Here is an 18031-nt window from a genome sequence, read left to right as displayed (position 1 = left end):
CTGCCTCCTCCTGTCAGCGCCCGGGGCGCAACTAATAACATATGTGTATAAAAAATTATTTTATGCAAACATTTACGTCATAAGGGGTCGAAGCACTAGGATGAAGGGTCGTGATTCACGCCCGGAGAGAGCCCATGTCCCGCGTCCCCCGCCTGCTGGCCCCGCTGGTGGCCCTGCTGATCGCCGCCGGCCCGGCCCAGGCCGATGACCCCACCCGCCTCGAGGTGGGTTACATGCCGATCCTGCCGGTCGCCCAGCTGTTCGTGATGGAGGGCGAGGGCTGGACGTCCGATGCCGGCCTCGAACTCGAGCTGACCCGCTTCTCCAGCGGCCCAGCCATGGTCCAGGCATTGGCCTCCGGCGAGCTCGACGTCATGTACTTCGGCATCGGGCCGGCCATGGTCGCCCGCGCCAATGGCGTGCCGATCAAGGTGCTGGCGGCGAGCATCCGCGAGCAGATCGGCCTGGTTGCCCGCGGCGAGCTGGCCGATACCTTCGCCCGCGTCGCGGATCCGGCCGAGGCCATCGCCCGCTTCACCGAGGAGCAGGGCCGCAAGCCGCAGATCGCCACCTTCCCCCGCGGCTCGGTACCCGACACCGTGCTGCGCTACTGGCTGGTCGAACAGCTGGCCGTGGGCGAGGAGGCCGTGGATATCGTCGCCATGGGCGCCGACCGGGTCCAGCAGGCGCTGCTGGCCGGGGCGGTGGATGCCGCCTCGATCCTCGAGCCGATCCTCACCACCGTACAGGAGCGCGACGACAGCGCCCGGGTCGTGGCCCGGGCCGACGAGATGCTGCCGGGCCAGCCCGGGGCCGTGCTGGCGGCCCGCGAGAGCGCGCTGGCGGACCATCCGGAGGCGATGCGTGCGCTGATGGCCCTGCACCTGCGCGCCACCGAGGTACTGGTCGAGGAACCCGAGCGGGCCGCGCCCCACGTCCGCGAGTTCGTCGGCAAGCGCCTGATCGGGCTCGATACCGTGGAGGCAGCCCTGCGCTCTCCCTCTTCGAACTACCTCGCCGACCCCCATGCCATCCTTGAGGCCACCCGCACCATGCATGACTTCCAGGCCGCCCAGGGCACGCTCAGGAAGCGCGTCGACCTGGACGCGCTGTTCGACACCGACCTCTACGATGCGGTGGCCGAGGAGCAGGCAGGATCATGACACCGGTCCTGTCGCGCCATCGCCGCAGCCTGCTCGGCGCCTTGGGCTTGGCCGCCTTCCTGCTGTTCTGGGAACTGGCCCTGCGCAGCGGCCTGCTGCCCGGCAGCCTGGTGCCGCTGCCCTCGACGATTCCCGGCGTCCTGGCCGCCGAGATCGCCGACGGCATCTGGCTCGAAGTGGTAACGGCGAGTCTCGCCCACTACAGCGTGGGGCTGCTACTGGGCTCGCTGCTGGGCATCACCGTGGGGGTGTCGGCGGCGCTGCTACCGGCCGTCGACGCCCTGCACGCCTGGCTGGCCCGGCTGCTGCGCCCCATTCCGCCGCTAGCTTGGATCCCCTTTGCCATCATCTGGTTCGGCATCAACCCCTCGGCGGCGGCCTTCATCATCAGCATCGGTGTGTTCTGGATCAACTACTTCGCCAGCTACAGCGCGGTGCGCTCGGTGGACCCGGGCTATGACGAGGTCGCCCGGGCCTTCGGCCAGGGCGGCTTCCTGGCGCGGCTGGCCAAGGTGAGCCTGCCGGCGGCGGCCCCGGGCATCCTCGGCGGGCTGCGCGCTGGCCTGGGCCAGGGCTGGATGACGGTGGTGGCCGCCGAGCTGTTCGGTATCCCGGGCATCGGCCAGCGCATGATGGAGGCCTCCAGCCTGCTCGCCACCGACATCGTGGTGGTCTACATGCTGACCATCGCCGGACTCTATGCCGCCTTCGACTTCTTGTTCATGACCCTGCAGCGCCGACTGCTCAGGTGGCAGCCATGACCGCCTCCCAGACGACCCTGCCCCCGGTGCTGAGCGCGCGCGGCATCCGGCTGGGCTTCGGCGGCACGCCGGTGCTCGCCGGCGTCGACCTCGACCTCCACCCCCGGGAGTTCGTCGCCGTGGTGGGCGCCTCGGGGGTCGGCAAGTCGACCCTGCTGCGCGCCCTGGCCGGCCTGCTCGCCCCCCAGGAGGGCACGGTCGAGATTCCCGAGGGCAGGGCCCGCGACACCCGGGCCTGGTCGATGGTCTTCCAGGCGCCGCGCCTCTTCCCCTGGCGTCGCGTGCGTGCCAACGTGGAACTGGGCCTGGAGGGGCTGGCCCTCTCACGGGCCGAGCGACGACGGCGGGCCCTGGAGCCCCTGGCGCTGGTGGGGCTGGAGGAGCTCGCCGAGCGCTGGCCGCATACACTCTCGGGTGGCCAGCAGCAGCGGGTGGGCATCGCCCGGGCCCTGGCCGTGCGCCCGCGGGTGCTGTTCATGGACGAGCCCTTCTCGGCGCTGGACGCCATCACCCGGCGCCGCCTCCAGCAGGAGCTGGTCGACCTGCGCCGGCGTACCGAGGCCGCCATCGTCTTCGTCACCCACGACATCGAGGAGGCCGTGCTGCTCGCCGACCGGGTGATGGTGCTGGGCGGCCAGGCAGCAGGCCAGCCGGCGGGGGTGGTGGAGACCCTGGACATCCCGCTGCCGCTGGACGACCGCCGCGACCACCCGGGCTTCGCCGACTGCCTGCAGGCCGTGGAGCGCCATATCGGCGCCGCCCACTGACGCGTCTTTCCCTCACCATCGAGACCCCGGAGGTCACATGGCCACGCTACGCGTCCTGCTGCACGCTCCCACCGCCGAGGCCCTCGCCCGGGCCCGCCGCAACGCCCACAACCTGAGCAAGGCCCGGCCCGATGCCGAGGTGCTGATAGTGGCCAACGCGGGGGCGGTGGCCGCGGCCCTGGCGACCCCCGACGAGACCGACCCCCTGCTGCGACTGTGCCGCAATTCCCTGGCCGGCCAGGGGCTCGAAAACCCCCGGGGACTGGCCGAGGTGGAGGCGGCGGTGGTCACCCTGGCCGAGCGGCAGGCCGAGGGCTGGGCCTATATCCGCGCCTGACCCGGCGGGGACGACGCCTCTGTTGCTGCCTTAAGCGGGCGTTAAGTTGCAAGGGCCAGAGTATCGGTGAAACGTCATGGAGACGCCCCGATGCGATGCTCAGACCCCCTGCCCTCCCCCACGCCTTGCCGGCAGCCGCCGATGGGCCTGTGCCCGTCACCGCTGGCCTGGCGCGAGGCCCACCACTGGCGTGAGCGACGCCGCCTGGAACAGCTCGTGCGCCGCCGCTTCGCTGCCGAGCACGGTGCCCGCATCAGCCACTTCCTGCCGCGCCTGTTCGGGCTCTGGCAGGCCGACACTTCCGTGGCGGCGGTGGGCATGCGCGCCGCCACCGGGGGGCCGCTGTTCCAGGAGCACTACCTGGACGACAGCGCCGAGGCCTTCCTCTCCCGCCGCCTCGGCCGAGCGACGTCCCGCGACGAAATCGCCGAGATCGGCAACCTGGCGAGCCGGCGGCCGGGCCTGCAGCGTCCGCTCTACCTCCACCTGGTGGAGCAGCTGGCGGCGGAGGGCATCGCCTGGCTGCTATTCACCGCCACGCCCGAGGTCCACAACGGCATCCGCCGGCTGGGGCTCCAGCTCCACCCCCTTATGCCCGCCGACCCGGCCCGCCTGGGGGCCGGCCAGGCCGAGTGGGGGCGCTACTACGACCGCCACCCCTGGGTGATGGCCGGCGACCTGCGCCGGGCCCATCGGGACCTCATCGACCGCGGCCTGCTGCCGCTGGCACAGCCCGCGGAGGTGACCGATGACCGGCTCGCCTGAGGCCCTCCTCGCGCGGCTGGCCCGCCACGCCGCCGACGGCCCCGGGCGCCCGGCCCTGGACGACGGCCACCGCCGAGTCACCTTCGCCGCGCTGCCAGCTGAGGTCGAGGCCCGACGGCAACGCCTGGCCGCGGCCGGCGCAGAGCGGGTCGCCCTGGCCCTGGACAACGGCATCGACTGGGCGCTGTGGGACCTGGCGCTGCTGCGGGACGGACGGGTCGCGGTGCCGGTGCCCGCCTTCTTCAGCGACGCCCAGCGCCGCCACCTGGTGGCAAGCGCCGGCCTGGACGCCTGGATCGGCCCCGGCGCCGAGGCGCTCGGCTTCTCGGCCAAGCGGGACCCGGCCATCGCCACCCGGCGGGTGGCCTCGCCTCCGGTGCTGCATGCCGGCACCACCCGCATCACCTTCACCTCCGGGACCAGCGGCACCCCCCAGGGCGTCTGCCTCGACAGCCTCGCCCCGCTGACGGTGGCCGAGAGCCTCGCCACGGTGGTCGAACCGCTCGGTATCGAACGCCACCTGGCGATGCTGCCGCTGGCCACCCTGCTCGAGAACATCGGCGGCCTCTACGTCCCGCTGTGGCTGGGCGCCACCGCCTGCCTGCCGGCGGCCGCCGAGCTGGGCTGGCAGGGGGCGAGCGGCTTCGACCCTCGCCGGGCCCTGGCGGCCATCGAGGCCTTCCGCCCCCACAGCCTGATCCTGGTGCCCCAGCTGCTCCAGGCCCTGGTAACGGCGAGCCCCGAGGCCCCGGAGAGCTTGCGCTTCGTCGCCGTGGGCGGCGCCCGGGTGGCTGCCACGCTGCTCGAGAGTGCATGGGCCGGCGGCTGGCCGGTCTTCGAGGGCTACGGGCTCTCGGAGTGCGCCTCGGTGGTGTGCCTCAACCGGCCCGGCGAGCCCGCCCGTGGCGTGGGCCGGCCGCTGCCCCATGCCCGGGTCCGCCTGGCCACCGACGGCGAGGTGCAGGTCCGGGGGGCGACCATGCTCGGCTACCTGGGCGAACCAGCCGCCGGCGACTGGTACCCCAGCGGCGACCTGGGCCACTGGGCCGGCGAGGCCCTGGCGCTCGACGGCCGCCGCCGCGAAGTCTTCATCACCGCCTACGGCCGCAACGTCGACCCCCAGTGGGTGGAGGGCGAGCTCTGCGCCCGGCCGGCCATCGCCCAGGCACTGGTTCATGGCGAGGCGCTGTCCGCCAACCGGGCACTGATCGTGCCCGCCTCGTCCGACCTCGACGATGCCCGACTGGCCGCCGCGGTGGCCGAGGCCAATGCCGACCTGCCCGACTATGCCCGGGTTCAGGAGTGGCGCCGCTGCGCGCCCTTCACCCCGCAGAACCACCAGCTGACGGCCAACGGCCGCCTGCGACGCGACGCCATCCATGGCCGCTACCGCGACTGGCTCCTCGCCAGCCGGCCCCATCCCGCGCAAGGAGTGACCCCATGACCCCCTACCAGCACCTCCAGGCCGCCACCCGCGCCGAGCGCGACTGGCTGCTTTCCACGCCGCTGCTGACCCGCGCCCTGGCCGGCGAGGTGAGCCACCGCGAGTACCTGGCCTTTCTCGGCCAGGCCTATCACCACGTGCGCTTCACGGTGCCGCTGATGATGGCCTGCGGCGCCCGCCTGCCGGACCGGCTGGGCTGGCTGCGCGACGCCCTGGTGGAGTACATCGAGGAGGAGCATGGTCACGAGCAGTGGATCCTCGATGACATCCGCGCCGCCGCCGGCGACCCCGAGGCGGCCGCCGCACGGCCGGCGGACCCCGCCACCCGGCTGATGGTGGCGGCGGTGCGCGACGAGATCACCCACGGCAACCCGGTGGCCTTCTTCGGCATGGTCCAGGTACTCGAGGGCACCAGCACGGCGCTGGCCACCCAGGCCGCCGAGCGGATGCAGGCGAGCCTCGGCCTGCCCGACGAGGCGGTGCGCTACCTGACCTCCCACGGCAGCCTGGACATCGGCCATCTGGCCTTCTTCGAGGGACTGGTGAACCGGCTGGAGGCCGACGACCTGGCGGCGGTGATCGACACCGCGAAGACGGTCTATCGCCTCTACGGCGCCATGTTCCGCGGCGTCGAGGCCCGCTGTGCCGGTGGCAGCGCCACCCGGGAGCTCTCCGATGCGCTGGCCTGACGGCTGGTCTCGCGGCCCCACCCTGCCGGAGGGGGGCTGGCCCGCACAGCGGATCCTGCTGACCGGCGCCAGCGGCGGCATCGGCCAGGCCCTGGTGGACGAGTTCGCCGCCGCGGGCGCGACACTGCTGGTCACGGGGCGTCGCAACGAGGCCCTCGAGGCCCTCGTCGCCCGCCACCCGGGCCAGGTGACGGCCCTGGCCGCCGACCTGACCCGCCCCGGGGACCGAGCCGCGCTGGCCGAGGCCGCCGCCGCGGCAGGCTGCAACATGCTGGTCAATGCCGCCGGGGTGAACCGGGTGGGGCTGTTCGAGTCCTGCAGCGACGAGGAACTCGAGCGCCTGGTCACTCTCAACCTCACCGCCACCCTGCAGCTGACCCGGGCACTGATGCCGATGCTGCTGGCGACACGGCATGGCTGGGTGGTCAACATGGGCTCGACCTTCGGCACCATCGGCTACCCCGGCCAGGTCGGCTACTGCGCGACCAAGTTTGCCCTGCGCGGCTTCAGCCAGGCCCTGCGCCGGGAGCTCGCCGATACCCGCGTGCGAGTGCTGCACGTCGCCCCCCGGGCCACCCGCACCGCCATGAATGCCCCCGAGGTGGAGGCAATGAACCAGGCGCTCGGCAACGCCATGGACACCCCCGCCCGGGTCGCCTCGTCGGTGCGCCGCGCCATCGAGCGTGGCCGCGAGGAGACCCAGCTGGGCCGCCCGGAGCGGCTCTTTACCCGGCTCAACAGCCTGCTACCGAGGCTGGTCGACCGGGCCCTGGCACGCCAGCTGCCCATCATCCGCCGCTTCGTCGCCACCCCCGGCGACGCCGCCCCCCACGACACGCCCTGACGCTTCCCGACAAGAGGAATCCCGCCATGACACGACACCACAGCAAGAAGCCGACCAGGCGAGGTCGCCTTGCCGCGGCCCTGCTGGCCACCGCCCTGGTCTGCCTGCCGGCAACCGGGCTGCTGGCCATGGAGGCCGGGATCGCCGAGCCGCTCGCCCGGCTGCAGCAGCGCTGGGCCGAGATCCGCTACGAACTGCCCGAGAAACAGCAGGCGGATGCCTATGCCGCCCTGGCCGCCGAGGCCGACCGGCTGGTCGAGGCCCACCCCGATGCGGCCGAGCTGCACCTCTGGGCCGGCATCGTGCGCTCCACCCAGGCCGGCGCCAGCGGGGGACTGGGTGCCCTGAAGCTGGTCAAGCAGGCCCGTGCCGAGCTGGAGACCGCCCTGGCGCTCGACCCCCTGGCCCTGGACGGCTCGGCCTACACCAGCCTCGGCGCCCTCTACTACCAGGTTCCCGGCTGGCCGGTGGCCTTCGGCGACGACGACAAGGCGGAGTGGCATCTGCAGCGGGCCCTCTCGATCAACCCCGACGGGCTCGACAGTCTCTACTTCTGGGGCGACTATCTGCACGAGCAGGGCCGCGACGGCGAGGCGCGCCAGGCCCTGGAGAAGGCGCTGCAGGCACCGCCCCGCCCCGGCCGGGAGCTCGCCGATGCCGGGCGCCGCGAGGAGGTGCGCCGCCTGCTGGCCCAACTGAAGGAGTGACCCGCCCCCCATGCGCATCCTGCTGGTAGAGGACGACCCCAGCCTGGCGGCGGGCATCCGCCTGGCGCTCAAGCCCGAGCACTACACCGTGGACCTGCTGGCCGATGGCCGGCAGGCCCTGGCTGCCCTCAAGGGCAACGAGCCCTTCGATGCGGTGATCCTCGACCTCGGCCTCCCCGGGCTCGACGGCATGCGGGTGCTGGAGGCGACACGCCGCCGCGGCAACCGCGTGCCGGTGCTGGTGCTGACCGCCCGGGACGGCATCGACGACCGCATCGCCGGCCTGGACGCCGGCGCCGACGACTACCTGGTCAAGCCCTTCCAGGTCGCGGAGCTCAAGGCCCGGCTGAGGGCCCTGCTGCGCCGCAGCCAGGGGCAGGCCAGCAGCGTGCTGGAGGCCCGCGGCATCCGCCTCGATCCCGCCACCCACAGCGTCAGCTTTCGCGGCGAGCCGGTGTCGCTCTCGCGACGCGAGTTCACCCTGCTCCAGGAGTTCCTCGCCCATCCGGGCCGGGTGTTCACCCGCGACACCCTGACCCGGCTGGTCTACGGCTGGGACGAGGAGGTGGAGAGCAATGCCATCGAGGTGCACGTGCACCACCTGCGCCGCAAGTTCTTCCCCGAGCTGATCCGCACCCTGCGCGGCATCGGCTATGTGCTGGACAGCCCCGTGCCGGACGGAAGAGGCTGATGTCGATCCGTCGACGCACCCTCGGCGTGGTGCTGCTGGTCTTCGGCCTGAGCATGCTGGTGATCGGCCTGACCAGCTACCGCGACGCCGCCCACGAGGTGGAGGAGCTGTTCGATGCCAACCTGGCCCAGAACGCCCGGCTGCTGGAGGGGCTGATGCGCGCCCCGCTGGCCGCCGAGCAGCGCGAGGCGCTGCTGGCCAGCCTGGAGGCCTCCCTGCAGCGCGCCGAGCAGGCCGACCAGCGCATCGCCGGCCACCGCTACGAGAGCAAGCTCGCCTTCCAGCTGTGGGAGGGCGACCGGCTGCTGCTGCGCTCGGCCAGCGCGCCGCAGAAGCCGCTGACCGCGCTCAGGGAGGGCTACGAGGACACCCGCCTGGAGGATCATGACTGGCGGGTCTATGCGCTGAGCACGCCCGGCGAGGGGCGGCGCGTGATGGTGGGCGAGCGCGAGGACGTGCGCGGGGAGCTGGTGACCCTGATCGCCCTGCGCACCCTGATGCCCGACCTGCTGGGACTCCCAGTGCTGGCCCTGCTGCTGTGGTGGGCAATCGGCTGGGGGCTGAGGCCGCTGTCGCGGATGGCCGAGCAGATCCGCCGACGCGACCCCCACACCCTGCAGCCCTTGATCCTCCACCCGCTGCCGCGGGAGCTGGAGACCATCGCCGGCGCCCTGAACCGCCTGCTCGAGCGCATCCGTGCGCTGCGGGTCCGCGAGAAGCGCTTCATCGCCGACGCCGCCCACGAGTTGCGCACGCCGCTGGCGGTGCTCGACCTGCATGCCCAGAACGCGCTGGCCGCGGAGGACCCGGCGGACCGCCGCGAGGCGCTGGACAAGCTGCGTGACGGCGTGGCTCGGAGTACTCGCCTGGTCACCCAGCTGCTCGCCCTGGCCCGCCTGGACCCGGAGGAGGAGACACCGCTGGCCGGCCAGCCCGCCGACCTGCTGGCCGAGGTGCGCGAGGCGCTGGCCAAGCTCTCGCCCCTGGCCGCCGAACGCGGCATCGAGCTGCAGCTGGAGGCCGACGAGGGCGCCGACTGGGCGCTCGCGGTCGAACCCGGGACCCTCGACACCCTGATCCAGAACCTGGCCGGCAATGCCCTGCAGCACTCCCCCGAGGGCGGCACCGTCACCGTCGGGCTGGCGGCCGGAACCGACGCCCTGACCCTGACGATCGACGACCAGGGCCCCGGCATCCCACCGGCGCAACGCCCCCAGGTCCTCGAGCGCTTCCACCGAGCCGGCCCGGGGGCCGGCGCCGGCCTGGGGCTCTCCATCGTCGACCGGCTGCTGCAGCGCCACAGCGGCCATCTGCGGTTCGACGAGGCCCCGGGCGGCGGGCTCAGGGTGGAGGTCGTGCTGCCGCGCACGCACCCTTCGGGCTGACCGCCCCCCGCCAGGCGGCGTCAGTCCTGCCGGCCCCCCACCGCCGCTGCCACCCTCTCGACCGGGATGGGACCTCACTCCCGCCCCGGCGCGTCCCGGCTGGCCAGGTCGGGGCGAGTCTCGTACTCCACGTCATGGTCGCGCAGGTAGTCGCGAATCAGCTGTCGCACCACCTGGGAGGGGGTCAGGTCCTGGGCCGCACAGAGCTGCTCGAAGGCCCGCTTCTTGTGCGGGTCGATCAGCAGGGTCAGGCGTGCCGTCTTCTTCTCCATCGTGATTCTCCGAAAACATTATCATCAAATGTTAATTCTCGCCGTCACCCGAGGCAATGGCGGGGGCCCATTTGTCGACAATACTAACGGCATGTTAATGTCATTCACATAAACAACCGGATCACCGCCCAGAGTGGATGCGGCCAGCGGCCCATCCCGGCGGCGGGAGACCCCGCAACAAGGAGCCCCCGCGCAATGGCACGCCACCGACCGTCCCCGCGACTTCCCGGCATCGCCACCGGCCTTCGCGCGGCCTGGCGAGACGGCTATGGGCTGGACGACCTGCGCCGCGACGTGCTGGCCGGCCTGACCATCGGCACCGTGGCCGTGCCGCTCTCCATGGCCCTGGCCATCGCCACGGGCGTGCCTCCGCAGCACGGGCTCTACACGGCGATCGTTGCCGGCGCCATCATCGCGCTGACCGGCGGCTCGCGCTTCAATGTCTCGGGGCCGACGGCGGCCTTCGTCGTCATCCTCTTCCCCATCGTCCAGCAGTACGGCTTGGGCGGCCTGCTGATCGCCTCGATGATGGCCGGCCTGATCCTGGTGGCGCTGGGCCTCACCGGCATGGGGCGCCTCATCCAGTACGTGCCCTATCCGGTGGTGCTCGGCTTCACGGCGGGGATCGCGGTGGTGATCGCGGTCCTCCAGGTGCCCGACTTTCTGGGACTCGAGGTCGGCCAGCTGGGCGAGCACTTCGTCGAGAACCTGGGACGGATCGCCGTCTCGCTGCCGAGCCTGGAGCCGCTGGAGCTGGGGATAGGGGCCTTCACCCTGGGCATCATGCTGCTCTGGCCACGCCTGCATCTGCCGATTCCGGCGCCCCTGGTCGGGCTGGTGGTCGGCGCGCTGGCGGCCTATGCGGTCAACCACGGGATCGGGGACCCGAGCACGGGGAACCTGGTGGAGACCATCGCCTCGCGCTTCACCTGGGAGGCGCAGGGCGAGACGGGCAGCGGCATTCCCCCCATCGCGCCGAGCTTCGTGGCGCCCTGGCGACTGCCCGGCGCGGATGGCGAGCCGCTGGTGGTGGATTTCGCCCTGTTTCGTGCCCTGCTGGGTCCCGCCTTCGCCATCGCCATGCTGGGGGCGATCGAGTCGCTGCTCTGCGCGGTGGTCTCCGACGGCTTGACCCGGACCCGGCACGACCCCAACGCCGAGCTGATCGGCCAGGGGCTGGGCAATATCGTCGCGCCGCTGTTCGGCGGCATCACCGCCACGGCCGCCATTGCCCGGACCGCCACCAACATCCGCAGCGGTGCCCGTTCGCCGATCGCGGCGGTGGTGCATGCGCTGGTGGTGCTGCTGGCGGTGGTGGCCCTGGCGGGCCTGCTGGGGCTGGTACCGATGGCCGCGCTGGCGGCGCTGCTGTTCATCGTCGCCTGGAACATGAGCGAGGCCCGCCACCTCCTGCACACCCTGCGCTCGGCCCCGGCGGGGGACGTGGCCATCCTGGTGACCTGCTTCGTCCTGACCGTGCTCTTCGACATGGTGCTGGCGGTGGCGGTGGGCATGGGGCTGGCCGCCGCGCTGTTCATCCGGCGCATGTCGCTGCTGACCCAGACCCAGCGCGTCGACAACGGGTCCCATGCCAGCCTCGACTCGCTGCCCGGCGAGGTCGCCCTCTACGACATCAATGGGCCGCTGTTCTTCGGCGCCGCGGAGAAGGCGCTCGTCTCGCTGCACCTGGTGGACCCGAAGGTGCGGGTCGTCATCCTCGACATGCATGACGTGCCGAGCATGGATGGCACCGCCATCGTGGCCCTCAAGACCCTGATCGACGAGATGCACCACCAGGGGGTCGCCCTGGTGCTGGTCGGCCTGCCGGCACGGATCCTCGTCACGCTGCGCCGCGCGGGGATCCGCCGCACGGCCGGACGGCTGACCTGGTGCCGGGAGCTGATGCATGCCCGGAAGGTGGCCCTGCGCTGGCTCGACGGGCGCAAATCGGATACGAGTGCGGCCCGTGACTGAGCCCATCGGCAGCGGCCCCGGCGCGCCCTGTGGATATCGGGTTCGCCGGGTTCGGGGTTCTCCTCGTCCCGCTGCTCAGGCCATGCGCTTCAATGTCCTGTCGTGTAGCCAGAGCTGATGGGCCAGTACGGCAACCACGTGTCCGGCGATCAGCAGCCACAGCAGGTTGGCCGTCACCTCATGGGTCTCCTCGGTGGCATCCTCCAGCCACTCGATCTCCGCTCCCGGCGAGATCAGTGGCAGGCCGAAGAACTCCACGCCGTGCCCGCTGCCCATGGCCGCCAGCAGACCGGTGGCGGGGATCAGCACCATCATGCCGTAGAGCGCCCAATGCCCCAGGCGGGAAGCCACTTTCCAGTGTTCGGGAGCCTCCAGGCGCCCACGGTTGACCCGGCGCCAAGCCAGCCGGAAGACCAGCAGGCCCAGCAGCAGCAGCCCGACGCTCTTGTGCAGCGCCATCGCCTCACGCTCGCTCATGCCGACGAGCTCCGCCAGCCACTCCGTGCCCAGCATCAGGATCAGCAGCGTGGCCATGCTCCAGTGAATGGCCCGCGAGACGGCCCCGTAACGGTGATCGGAATCCAGCCAGTTCATGTCGTCCTCCTCCTCGGTCGATGGACGACAACCGTTTTACGCCAGTGCGGCTTTCAGCAGCCTTAACGCCGCGTTCATGCGGCATTCATCCTCGCGCCCCTCGAGCACGCCGCCGATGGCCAGCGTCCAGGCGCCCAGCCAGCGCCAGCGGTGAAGAAGGGTTGCGAGCATGCGAAGGTCACGGTCCTGCACGGGCCGACGCGAAATCGCGACGATCAGCCCGTCGGGCGGGGGAAAGCTGCCGACACCGTCACACTCTGGTCATGTAACCTTAAGCACTCCTTAAGGAAGGGACGCCACAGTCATGTGTGTCTGTCGATACCGCCACAACTCGAGGCAACACCATGACCCGGAGCGCGACGATAGTACTCGATACCACGCCCGCCACCGAGAGCCGTGCCATCCTGCCGCTGATGCTCGCAGCCCTGGCGCTACTGGCGCTGGGCGTGCTGGCCGCCGGCTGGGAGCCCATCGAGCTGCCGCTGGGACTGGCTGCCATGGGCCTGGCAGCCCTGGCCCTGCTACGCCCCGATCGCTGGCGGCAGGAGGAAGCCCGCGAGAGCCTCGACAGCCTGCTGCTGGCCAGCCTGATTACCTTGGTAGGCCTGCATCTGCTGGCCTGAGACCGACCAGTACCGTGTCACGGTAGACGGCCCGCGCGGGAAAGCGCCCCGACAGGACACGGCATACCATGGCCATACGGCCAGGCAGCAAGATACTCCAGTGACACCGGATCGCCGCCTCATCCGGGTGACGGTGGCGGCAGTGGCGGCACGCGGTGGAACGCCTCTGGACTTCGCTCTCGAACGCAACACTACAGGCACACCCATGAAGCCACTGCATAGATTGTTGGCGAGCCGTCTGATCAAGCTTGCTGCCAACCTGCTCAAGCTTGCGTGTTACGCCTTTCATTTCGCCTTTCCCGACAAGCGTTTTACCCTACCGACCCGCGACGGCCCCTGGATTCGTAGCCGGCACCCGGCCGCCATTCCCCGGATCCTCTGGCAGACCAACTTCACCGACCGCGTGACCCTGCCGGTCTACCTGAACTACCTGTTCAACCGTTGCATGGCACCCGGCTTCGAGTATCGCTTCATGATCACCGAAGCTCGAGCCGACTTCATCAGGCAGCACTATTCCGAACAAACCTTCAGGAACTACTCGCGACTGCGAATCGGTGCGGCCCAGGCAGACTTCTGGCGTGTCCTGGTACTGCAGGCTCATGGCGGTGTCTATCTGGATATCGACGCCCACCTGACCTGGCCGTTAGGCCGCCTGCTCGGGCCCGACCGATCGTCACTGTTCATCCGCACCAAGCGCGACACCCTCAACAACTTTTTCATCGCCAGTGCCCCGAACAGCCCGCACCTGAAGGCGGTCATCCAGGCGATCGGCACCAATATCGAGGAAAATACGATCAAGGGCGTCTTCGACATGACAGGCCCCGGCGTCTTCAACCGGGTGCTGGATGTCCACCGCCTGGACACGGTGCTCTATCGCTACGCCTGTATCCAGGGCAGCTTCACCAACGAGCACTTCCAATACCTCGACAAGCCACAGGGTAAATGGAACCAGGAGCAGAAACACTCGGCCGTGGTCGGAGAGGATATCGCTTGACCCCGTTGGCTTTACAGGGCCATGGCCGGCGTGGATAGTGGAACGCCTGACGACAGGGGCGCCGTGGCGACATCGCCACGGCTGAGACGCACCCTCGGAACCTGACCCGGATAATGCCGGCGTAGGGAGTCGTGCGGCCCCGGCCCTGCCGCCGCACCTCCCGCGCCGGGGAGGCCTCATGCTAGCCATCGATCCCGCCGCGCACCTGGCCCGAGTGCGCGAGACCAGCCCGCTGGTCCACAACATCACCAACCATGTGGCCATGAACAGCATGGCCAACGTGCTGCTCGCCATCGGCGCCTCGCCGGCCATGGTCCACGCCCGAGAGGAGGCCGCCGAGTTCACCGCGCTGGCCGGCGCCCTGACGATCAACATCGGCACCCTCTCGCCCCACTGGGTCGAGGCCATGGAGGCCTCCGCCCTGGCCGCCGGGGAGACGGGGCGGCCCTGGGTGCTGGACCCGGTGGCGGTGGGCGCCACGCGCTATCGCCGCGAGACCGGCGCGCGACTGCTGGCGCTCGCCCCGGACGTGGTCCGTGGCAACGCCTCGGAGATCATCGCCCTGGCGGGGCAGGCCGGCGGCGGACGCGGCGTGGACAGCACCGACCCGGCCGAAGCGGCCCGCGACGCCGCCACCCGGCTGGCCCGCCAGACGGATGGGGTGGTCGCGGTGACCGGCGAGGTGGACCTGGTCACCGATGGCCGGCGCCTCGCCCGCCTCGAGGGCGGCCACCCGCTGATGCCGCGGGTCACCACCCTCGGCTGCGCGCTGACCGGTGTCGTGGCGGCCTTCCTGGCCGGCGCCGAGGACCCCTTCGAGGCGACGGTGGCGGCGCTGGCCTGCTACGCCGTGGCCGGGGAACTGGCCGGCGAGGCGGCGGTTGGCCCCGGCAGCTTCGCGGTGGCCTTCCTCGATGCCCTCTATCACCTGGATGGCGAGGCGCTGGCCGCACGGGCCCGCCTGGAGGTGGACCATGCGCCTTGACCTCTCCCTGTATCTCGTCACCGACCGCGGACTCTGCGCTGCGGATGGTCTGGTGGAGACCGTGATGGCGGCGGTGCGCGGCGGGGTGACGGTGGTGCAGCTGCGCGACAAGCACGCCTCTGATGCCGAGATGGTCGACCAGGCGCGCCACCTCAAGGCCGCGTTGTCCGGCAGCGGCGTGCCGCTGATCATCAATGACCGTCTGGAGGTGGCGCTCGCCGCCGGCGCCGACGGCCTGCACATCGGCCAGGACGACGGCGACGTGGCCCGGGCCCGCGCGGCGCTCGGCCCGGAGGCGATCCTCGGGCTCTCGGTCCAGACCCATGACCAGCTCGCCCGCCTCGACCCCAAGGCGCTGGACTACCTGGGGCTGGGCCCGGTGTTCGCCACCCCCAGCAAGCACGACCATGCCACACCGCTGGGCTTCGAGGGGCTGGCCGCCCTGGTGGCCGCCAGCCCCCTGCCCAGCGTGGCCATCGGCGGCCTCAAGGCCGAGCACGTGGCCGCGACACGCCAGGCCGGCGCCGAGGGGCTGGCGGTGATCTCGGCGATCTGCGGCACCCTCGACCCCGAGGCCGCCGCGCGGGCCTTCCTCTCCCGGGACTGATGCGTCAGGAGGTCGGCCGGCGCTTCAGGGTGGTGCGCCGCTCGTGGTAGGCGATCGCCAGGCCGCTGCCGATGATCAGGGCGCTGCCGACGAACACCCAGAGGTCCGGCATCTCGCCCCAGAACCACCAGCCCAGCAGCACCGCCCAGAGCATGGCGGTGTAGTCGAAGGGAGCGGCGATGGCCGCGGGGGCATGGCGGAAGGCCATGGTGATGAAGGCCGTGGCGCCCACCCCGAAGAGGCCCGATCCCGCGAAGGCCAGCCAGTGCCAGGGGTGGGGCGTCTGCCACACCCAAGGCAGCGCCATGGCGGTCACCACGAAGGGCACCAGGGTCATGTAGAAGACCATCGCCCAGAGGTGCTCGGTGCCGCCCCAGCGCCGTGCGGTGATCATCATCAGCGCATAGAAGATCGCCGCCCCGATCAGCGCCAGGGCGCCGGGGTCGAAGGCCTCTCCGCCGGGACGCACCACGATCAGCACCCCGGCGAAGCCCACCAGCGAGGCCGCCAGCACCGGTCCCTCGATGCGCTCGCCCAGCAGCGGCACCGAGAGCAGGGTGACGAACAGCGGCGCCACGAAGGCGATGGCGGTGGCCTCGGCCAGCGGCAGCAGGGTCAGGCCCAGCACGAAGCAGAACATGGTGCCGGTGTAGATCAGCCCGCGCAGCAGGTGGATTCCGGGGCGACGCGTGCGCAGCTTGCGCAGGCCGCCGCCGAAGTGGGCCAGCGCCGCGATCAGCGGCAGCGAGACCAGGGTACGGAAGAAGATGATCTGCAGCGGCGAGTGCACCTCGCCCAGCCACTTGGCGATGGCGTCGCCGATGGCCAGGCAGAGCACGCCCAGGCACATGAAGCCGATGCCCTTGAACGACGGTGACATGCCGACTGCCCTCCCCTGGCCGAGACCCAAAAAGCCACCCCGCCGGCCTGGGGCCGGCGGGGTGGGTGGAGATCACTACGCTAGTCGGTGACGTGCCGGAGGGCAAGCCCTCAGAGGCTGGCCTGGACCACCATGCACTCCATGCCCTGGGCCACCAGGCGACGGCAGGCGGTATGGGCCTGGCCCTCGTTCATGTCCACCAGGCGTGCACGATAGACGCCGGCCTTGTCGGCATCGGCCACCGCGACCCGGGCATCGGCCAGCTCACTGGCCAGCTGGTCGGCGGCGCGGGAGGCCAGGGTGCGGGCATGGACGGCATCGCTGAAGGCCCCGACCTGAACGCCCCAGCCCCCTCGCCGCACGGAGACGTCCGGGCCGGGATCCGCCGATGCAGAGGTGCTGGCCATCAGCTCGCGGATCGGGTCGTCGGCCGAGCCCTGCGCCAGGCTCGCCGTCGTGGTTTCGGCCGGTGTCTCGACGGTGGCGACCCGCGAAGCCACCGCCGGCCGCGGGGCCTCCACGGTGGCCGTCGGCGTCTCCACCGGGGCCGGCGGGAAGGCCGAGGCCTCGGGCGGCGAGGCGGCGCCGGGAGAAGGTGCGCCGAGGCTGGCCAGGCGGACCCGATCGCCGACCGGCTGGCCCGGCGCCTGGGGCTCACCCGGCATCAGCCGGCCACCGGAGATATCGGCACTGGCCAGCCAGCCGCGGCCATCGGCCAGCGAGGCACGCACGAAGCCACGATCCAGCAGGTCGGCGGTGTGCGCATCTCGCGAGGCGGCGGTGAAGCCCCCCATCACCACGGTGAGCAGGCGACGGCCGTCACGCACCGCCGAGGTGGCGACGTTGAAGCCCGAGGCGCGGATGAAGCCGGTCTTGAGGCCGTCGGCACCGGGATACTTATTGAGCAGGCGGTTGTGCCCCGTGATGGTCTTGCCCTTCCAGCTGAAGCTCGACCGCGAGAAGTAGGGGTAGTACTGGGGAAAGTCGAGCATCAGGTGCCGGGAGAGCACCACCATGTCACGTGCTGTGGTAACCTGGCCGGCATCGGGCAGGCCGTTGGGATTACGGAAGACGGTGTCCTGCATGCCCAGGTCGCGCGCCTTCTCGGTCATCATGCGGGCAAAGTGCGTCTCGCTGCCGCCCAGGGCCTCGGCCACCACCACGGCCACATCGTTGGCCGACTTGATAACCAGCGCCTCGATGGCCTTCTCGACGGGAATCGTCGAGCCGGCCTTCACATAGAGCTTGGAGGCCGGCTTGGAGGCGGCATAGGAGGAGACCGGTAGCGGCTGGCTCAGGCTCAGCCTGCCCTCCTCCAGGGCCTCGAACATCAGGTAGAGTGTCATCATCTTGGTGAGCGAGGCCGGATAGCGCAGCTTGTCGGCATTCTCGGCGTAGAGGATCTCCTGGCTATCGGCATCGATGACGATACCGGCATAGCGGGGATTGGCCTGAACGGCCGTGGTCGCCAGCAGCAGGCAGGCCAGCAGCACGAAGATGCCCCCTCTCCGGCGCCGGTTGATTATTGTGATAGGCACCATGTCGCGTT

The 18031-nt window shown here is 71.1% G+C and carries 21 protein-coding genes and 1 riboswitch; of the genes, 16 read left to right on the top strand and 5 right to left on the bottom strand.

Annotated elements, in window-relative coordinates; translation table 11 throughout:
• The first annotated feature begins 134 nt into the window (after positions 1 to 134).
• The 11 genes from DFP85_RS02290 (at position 135) to DFP85_RS02240 (ending at position 9553) form a co-directional block, all read left to right on the top strand.
• Positions 135 to 1163, top strand: coding sequence for an ABC transporter substrate-binding protein (locus DFP85_RS02290; RefSeq protein ID WP_133634546.1), 1029 nt, complete (start codon positions 135 to 137; stop codon positions 1161 to 1163).
• Positions 1160 to 1924: an ABC transporter permease gene (locus tag DFP85_RS02285; protein ID WP_133634544.1), complete on the top strand. Its 765-nt coding sequence runs from the start codon at positions 1160 to 1162 to the stop codon at positions 1922 to 1924. The genes DFP85_RS02290 and DFP85_RS02285 overlap by 4 nt, the downstream gene beginning before the upstream one ends.
• A complete protein-coding gene (locus DFP85_RS02280) occupies positions 1921 to 2691 on the top strand; it encodes an ABC transporter ATP-binding protein (RefSeq protein ID WP_133634542.1) in 771 nt (256 codons plus the stop codon). Before DFP85_RS02285 ends, DFP85_RS02280 begins: the two co-directional genes overlap by 4 nt.
• A 37-nt stretch (positions 2692 to 2728) precedes the next feature.
• Positions 2729 to 3028 carry a DsrE family protein gene (locus tag DFP85_RS02275; protein WP_133634540.1) on the top strand — a complete coding sequence of 100 codons (300 nt, stop codon included), beginning with the start codon at positions 2729 to 2731 and terminating at the stop codon, positions 3026 to 3028.
• A 90-nt stretch (positions 3029 to 3118) separates the two neighbouring features.
• Complete coding sequence (locus DFP85_RS02270) at positions 3119 to 3793, top strand: thermostable hemolysin (protein ID WP_243737179.1); 675 nt, start codon at positions 3119 to 3121, stop codon at positions 3791 to 3793.
• Positions 3777 to 5237, top strand: a complete 1461-nt coding sequence (locus DFP85_RS02265; RefSeq protein WP_133634538.1) for an AMP-binding protein — start codon at positions 3777 to 3779, stop codon at positions 5235 to 5237. The genes DFP85_RS02270 and DFP85_RS02265 overlap by 17 nt, the downstream gene beginning before the upstream one ends.
• Positions 5234 to 5926: an iron-containing redox enzyme family protein gene (locus DFP85_RS02260; RefSeq protein ID WP_133634537.1), complete on the top strand. Its 693-nt coding sequence runs from the start codon at positions 5234 to 5236 to the stop codon at positions 5924 to 5926. The genes DFP85_RS02265 and DFP85_RS02260 overlap by 4 nt, the downstream gene beginning before the upstream one ends.
• Positions 5913 to 6770, top strand: a complete 858-nt coding sequence (locus tag DFP85_RS02255; RefSeq protein WP_133634535.1) for an SDR family oxidoreductase — start codon at positions 5913 to 5915, stop codon at positions 6768 to 6770. Before DFP85_RS02260 ends, DFP85_RS02255 begins: the two co-directional genes overlap by 14 nt.
• Positions 6771 to 6796: 26 nt before the next feature.
• Positions 6797 to 7477: a tetratricopeptide repeat protein gene (locus DFP85_RS02250; protein ID WP_133634533.1), complete on the top strand. Its 681-nt coding sequence runs from the start codon at positions 6797 to 6799 to the stop codon at positions 7475 to 7477.
• A gap of 10 nt (positions 7478 to 7487) precedes the next feature.
• The gene (locus DFP85_RS02245) at positions 7488 to 8168 is read left to right on the top strand and encodes a response regulator (protein WP_133634531.1); all 681 of its coding nucleotides are present in this window, start codon (positions 7488 to 7490) and stop codon (positions 8166 to 8168) included.
• Positions 8168 to 9553: an ATP-binding protein gene (locus tag DFP85_RS02240; protein WP_341776966.1), complete on the top strand. Its 1386-nt coding sequence runs from the start codon at positions 8168 to 8170 to the stop codon at positions 9551 to 9553. Before DFP85_RS02245 ends, DFP85_RS02240 begins: the two co-directional genes overlap by 1 nt.
• Positions 9554 to 9627: 74 nt before the next feature.
• Here the strand turns inward: DFP85_RS02240 and DFP85_RS02235 are convergent, their stop codons facing one another.
• The gene (locus DFP85_RS02235) at positions 9628 to 9825 is read right to left on the bottom strand and encodes a CopG family transcriptional regulator (protein ID WP_133634527.1); all 198 of its coding nucleotides are present in this window, start codon (positions 9823 to 9825) and stop codon (positions 9628 to 9630) included.
• 195 nt (positions 9826 to 10020) lie between these two features.
• On the opposite strand from DFP85_RS02235, the gene dauA reads away from it, so the two are divergent.
• Positions 10021 to 11799: a C4-dicarboxylic acid transporter DauA gene (dauA, locus tag DFP85_RS02230; RefSeq protein WP_133634525.1), complete on the top strand. Its 1779-nt coding sequence runs from the start codon at positions 10021 to 10023 to the stop codon at positions 11797 to 11799.
• A gap of 75 nt (positions 11800 to 11874) precedes the next feature.
• On the opposite strand, the gene DFP85_RS02225 is transcribed toward dauA, so the two are convergent.
• Positions 11875 to 12393, bottom strand: a complete 519-nt coding sequence (locus DFP85_RS02225; protein ID WP_133634523.1) for a cytochrome b — start codon at positions 12391 to 12393, stop codon at positions 11875 to 11877.
• A gap of 36 nt (positions 12394 to 12429) precedes the next feature.
• Positions 12430 to 12564 (bottom strand): hypothetical protein, encoded by a 135-nt coding sequence (locus DFP85_RS19180; RefSeq protein ID WP_279512914.1) that lies wholly within the window; start codon positions 12562 to 12564, stop codon positions 12430 to 12432.
• A 173-nt stretch (positions 12565 to 12737) separates the two neighbouring features.
• On the opposite strand from DFP85_RS19180, the gene DFP85_RS02220 reads away from it, so the two are divergent.
• The 4 genes from DFP85_RS02220 (at position 12738) to thiE (ending at position 15602) form a co-directional block, all read left to right on the top strand.
• Positions 12738 to 13016 carry a hypothetical protein gene (locus tag DFP85_RS02220; protein ID WP_133634521.1) on the top strand — a complete coding sequence of 93 codons (279 nt, stop codon included), beginning with the start codon at positions 12738 to 12740 and terminating at the stop codon, positions 13014 to 13016.
• A gap of 100 nt (positions 13017 to 13116) precedes the next feature.
• Positions 13117 to 14010, top strand: a complete 894-nt coding sequence (locus DFP85_RS02215; RefSeq protein ID WP_243737178.1) for a glycosyltransferase family 32 protein — start codon at positions 13117 to 13119, stop codon at positions 14008 to 14010.
• Positions 14011 to 14054: 44 nt separating this feature from the next.
• Positions 14055 to 14155, top strand: a riboswitch (TPP riboswitch).
• A 33-nt stretch (positions 14156 to 14188) separates the two neighbouring features.
• Positions 14189 to 14995: a hydroxyethylthiazole kinase gene (gene thiM / locus DFP85_RS02210; RefSeq protein ID WP_133634519.1), complete on the top strand. Its 807-nt coding sequence runs from the start codon at positions 14189 to 14191 to the stop codon at positions 14993 to 14995.
• A complete protein-coding gene (thiE, locus tag DFP85_RS02205) occupies positions 14985 to 15602 on the top strand; it encodes a thiamine phosphate synthase (RefSeq protein ID WP_133634517.1) in 618 nt (205 codons plus the stop codon). Before thiM ends, thiE begins: the two co-directional genes overlap by 11 nt.
• Before the next feature lie 4 nt (positions 15603 to 15606).
• Here the strand turns inward: thiE and DFP85_RS02200 are convergent, their stop codons facing one another.
• Positions 15607 to 16482 (bottom strand): DMT family transporter, encoded by an 876-nt coding sequence (locus DFP85_RS02200; protein ID WP_133634515.1) that lies wholly within the window; start codon positions 16480 to 16482, stop codon positions 15607 to 15609.
• Between the two features lie 110 nt (positions 16483 to 16592).
• Positions 16593 to 18023 (bottom strand): serine hydrolase, encoded by a 1431-nt coding sequence (locus tag DFP85_RS02195; RefSeq protein WP_133634513.1) that lies wholly within the window; start codon positions 18021 to 18023, stop codon positions 16593 to 16595.
• Positions 18024 to 18031 lie beyond the last annotated feature (8 nt).

This window comes from Halomonas ventosae (genome assembly GCF_004363555.1).
Taxonomy (GTDB): Bacteria; Pseudomonadota; Gammaproteobacteria; order Pseudomonadales; family Halomonadaceae; genus Halomonas; species Halomonas ventosae.
Note: the sequence above shows the minus strand (reverse complement) of the source record. Positions and strands in the feature narration are given on the sequence as shown.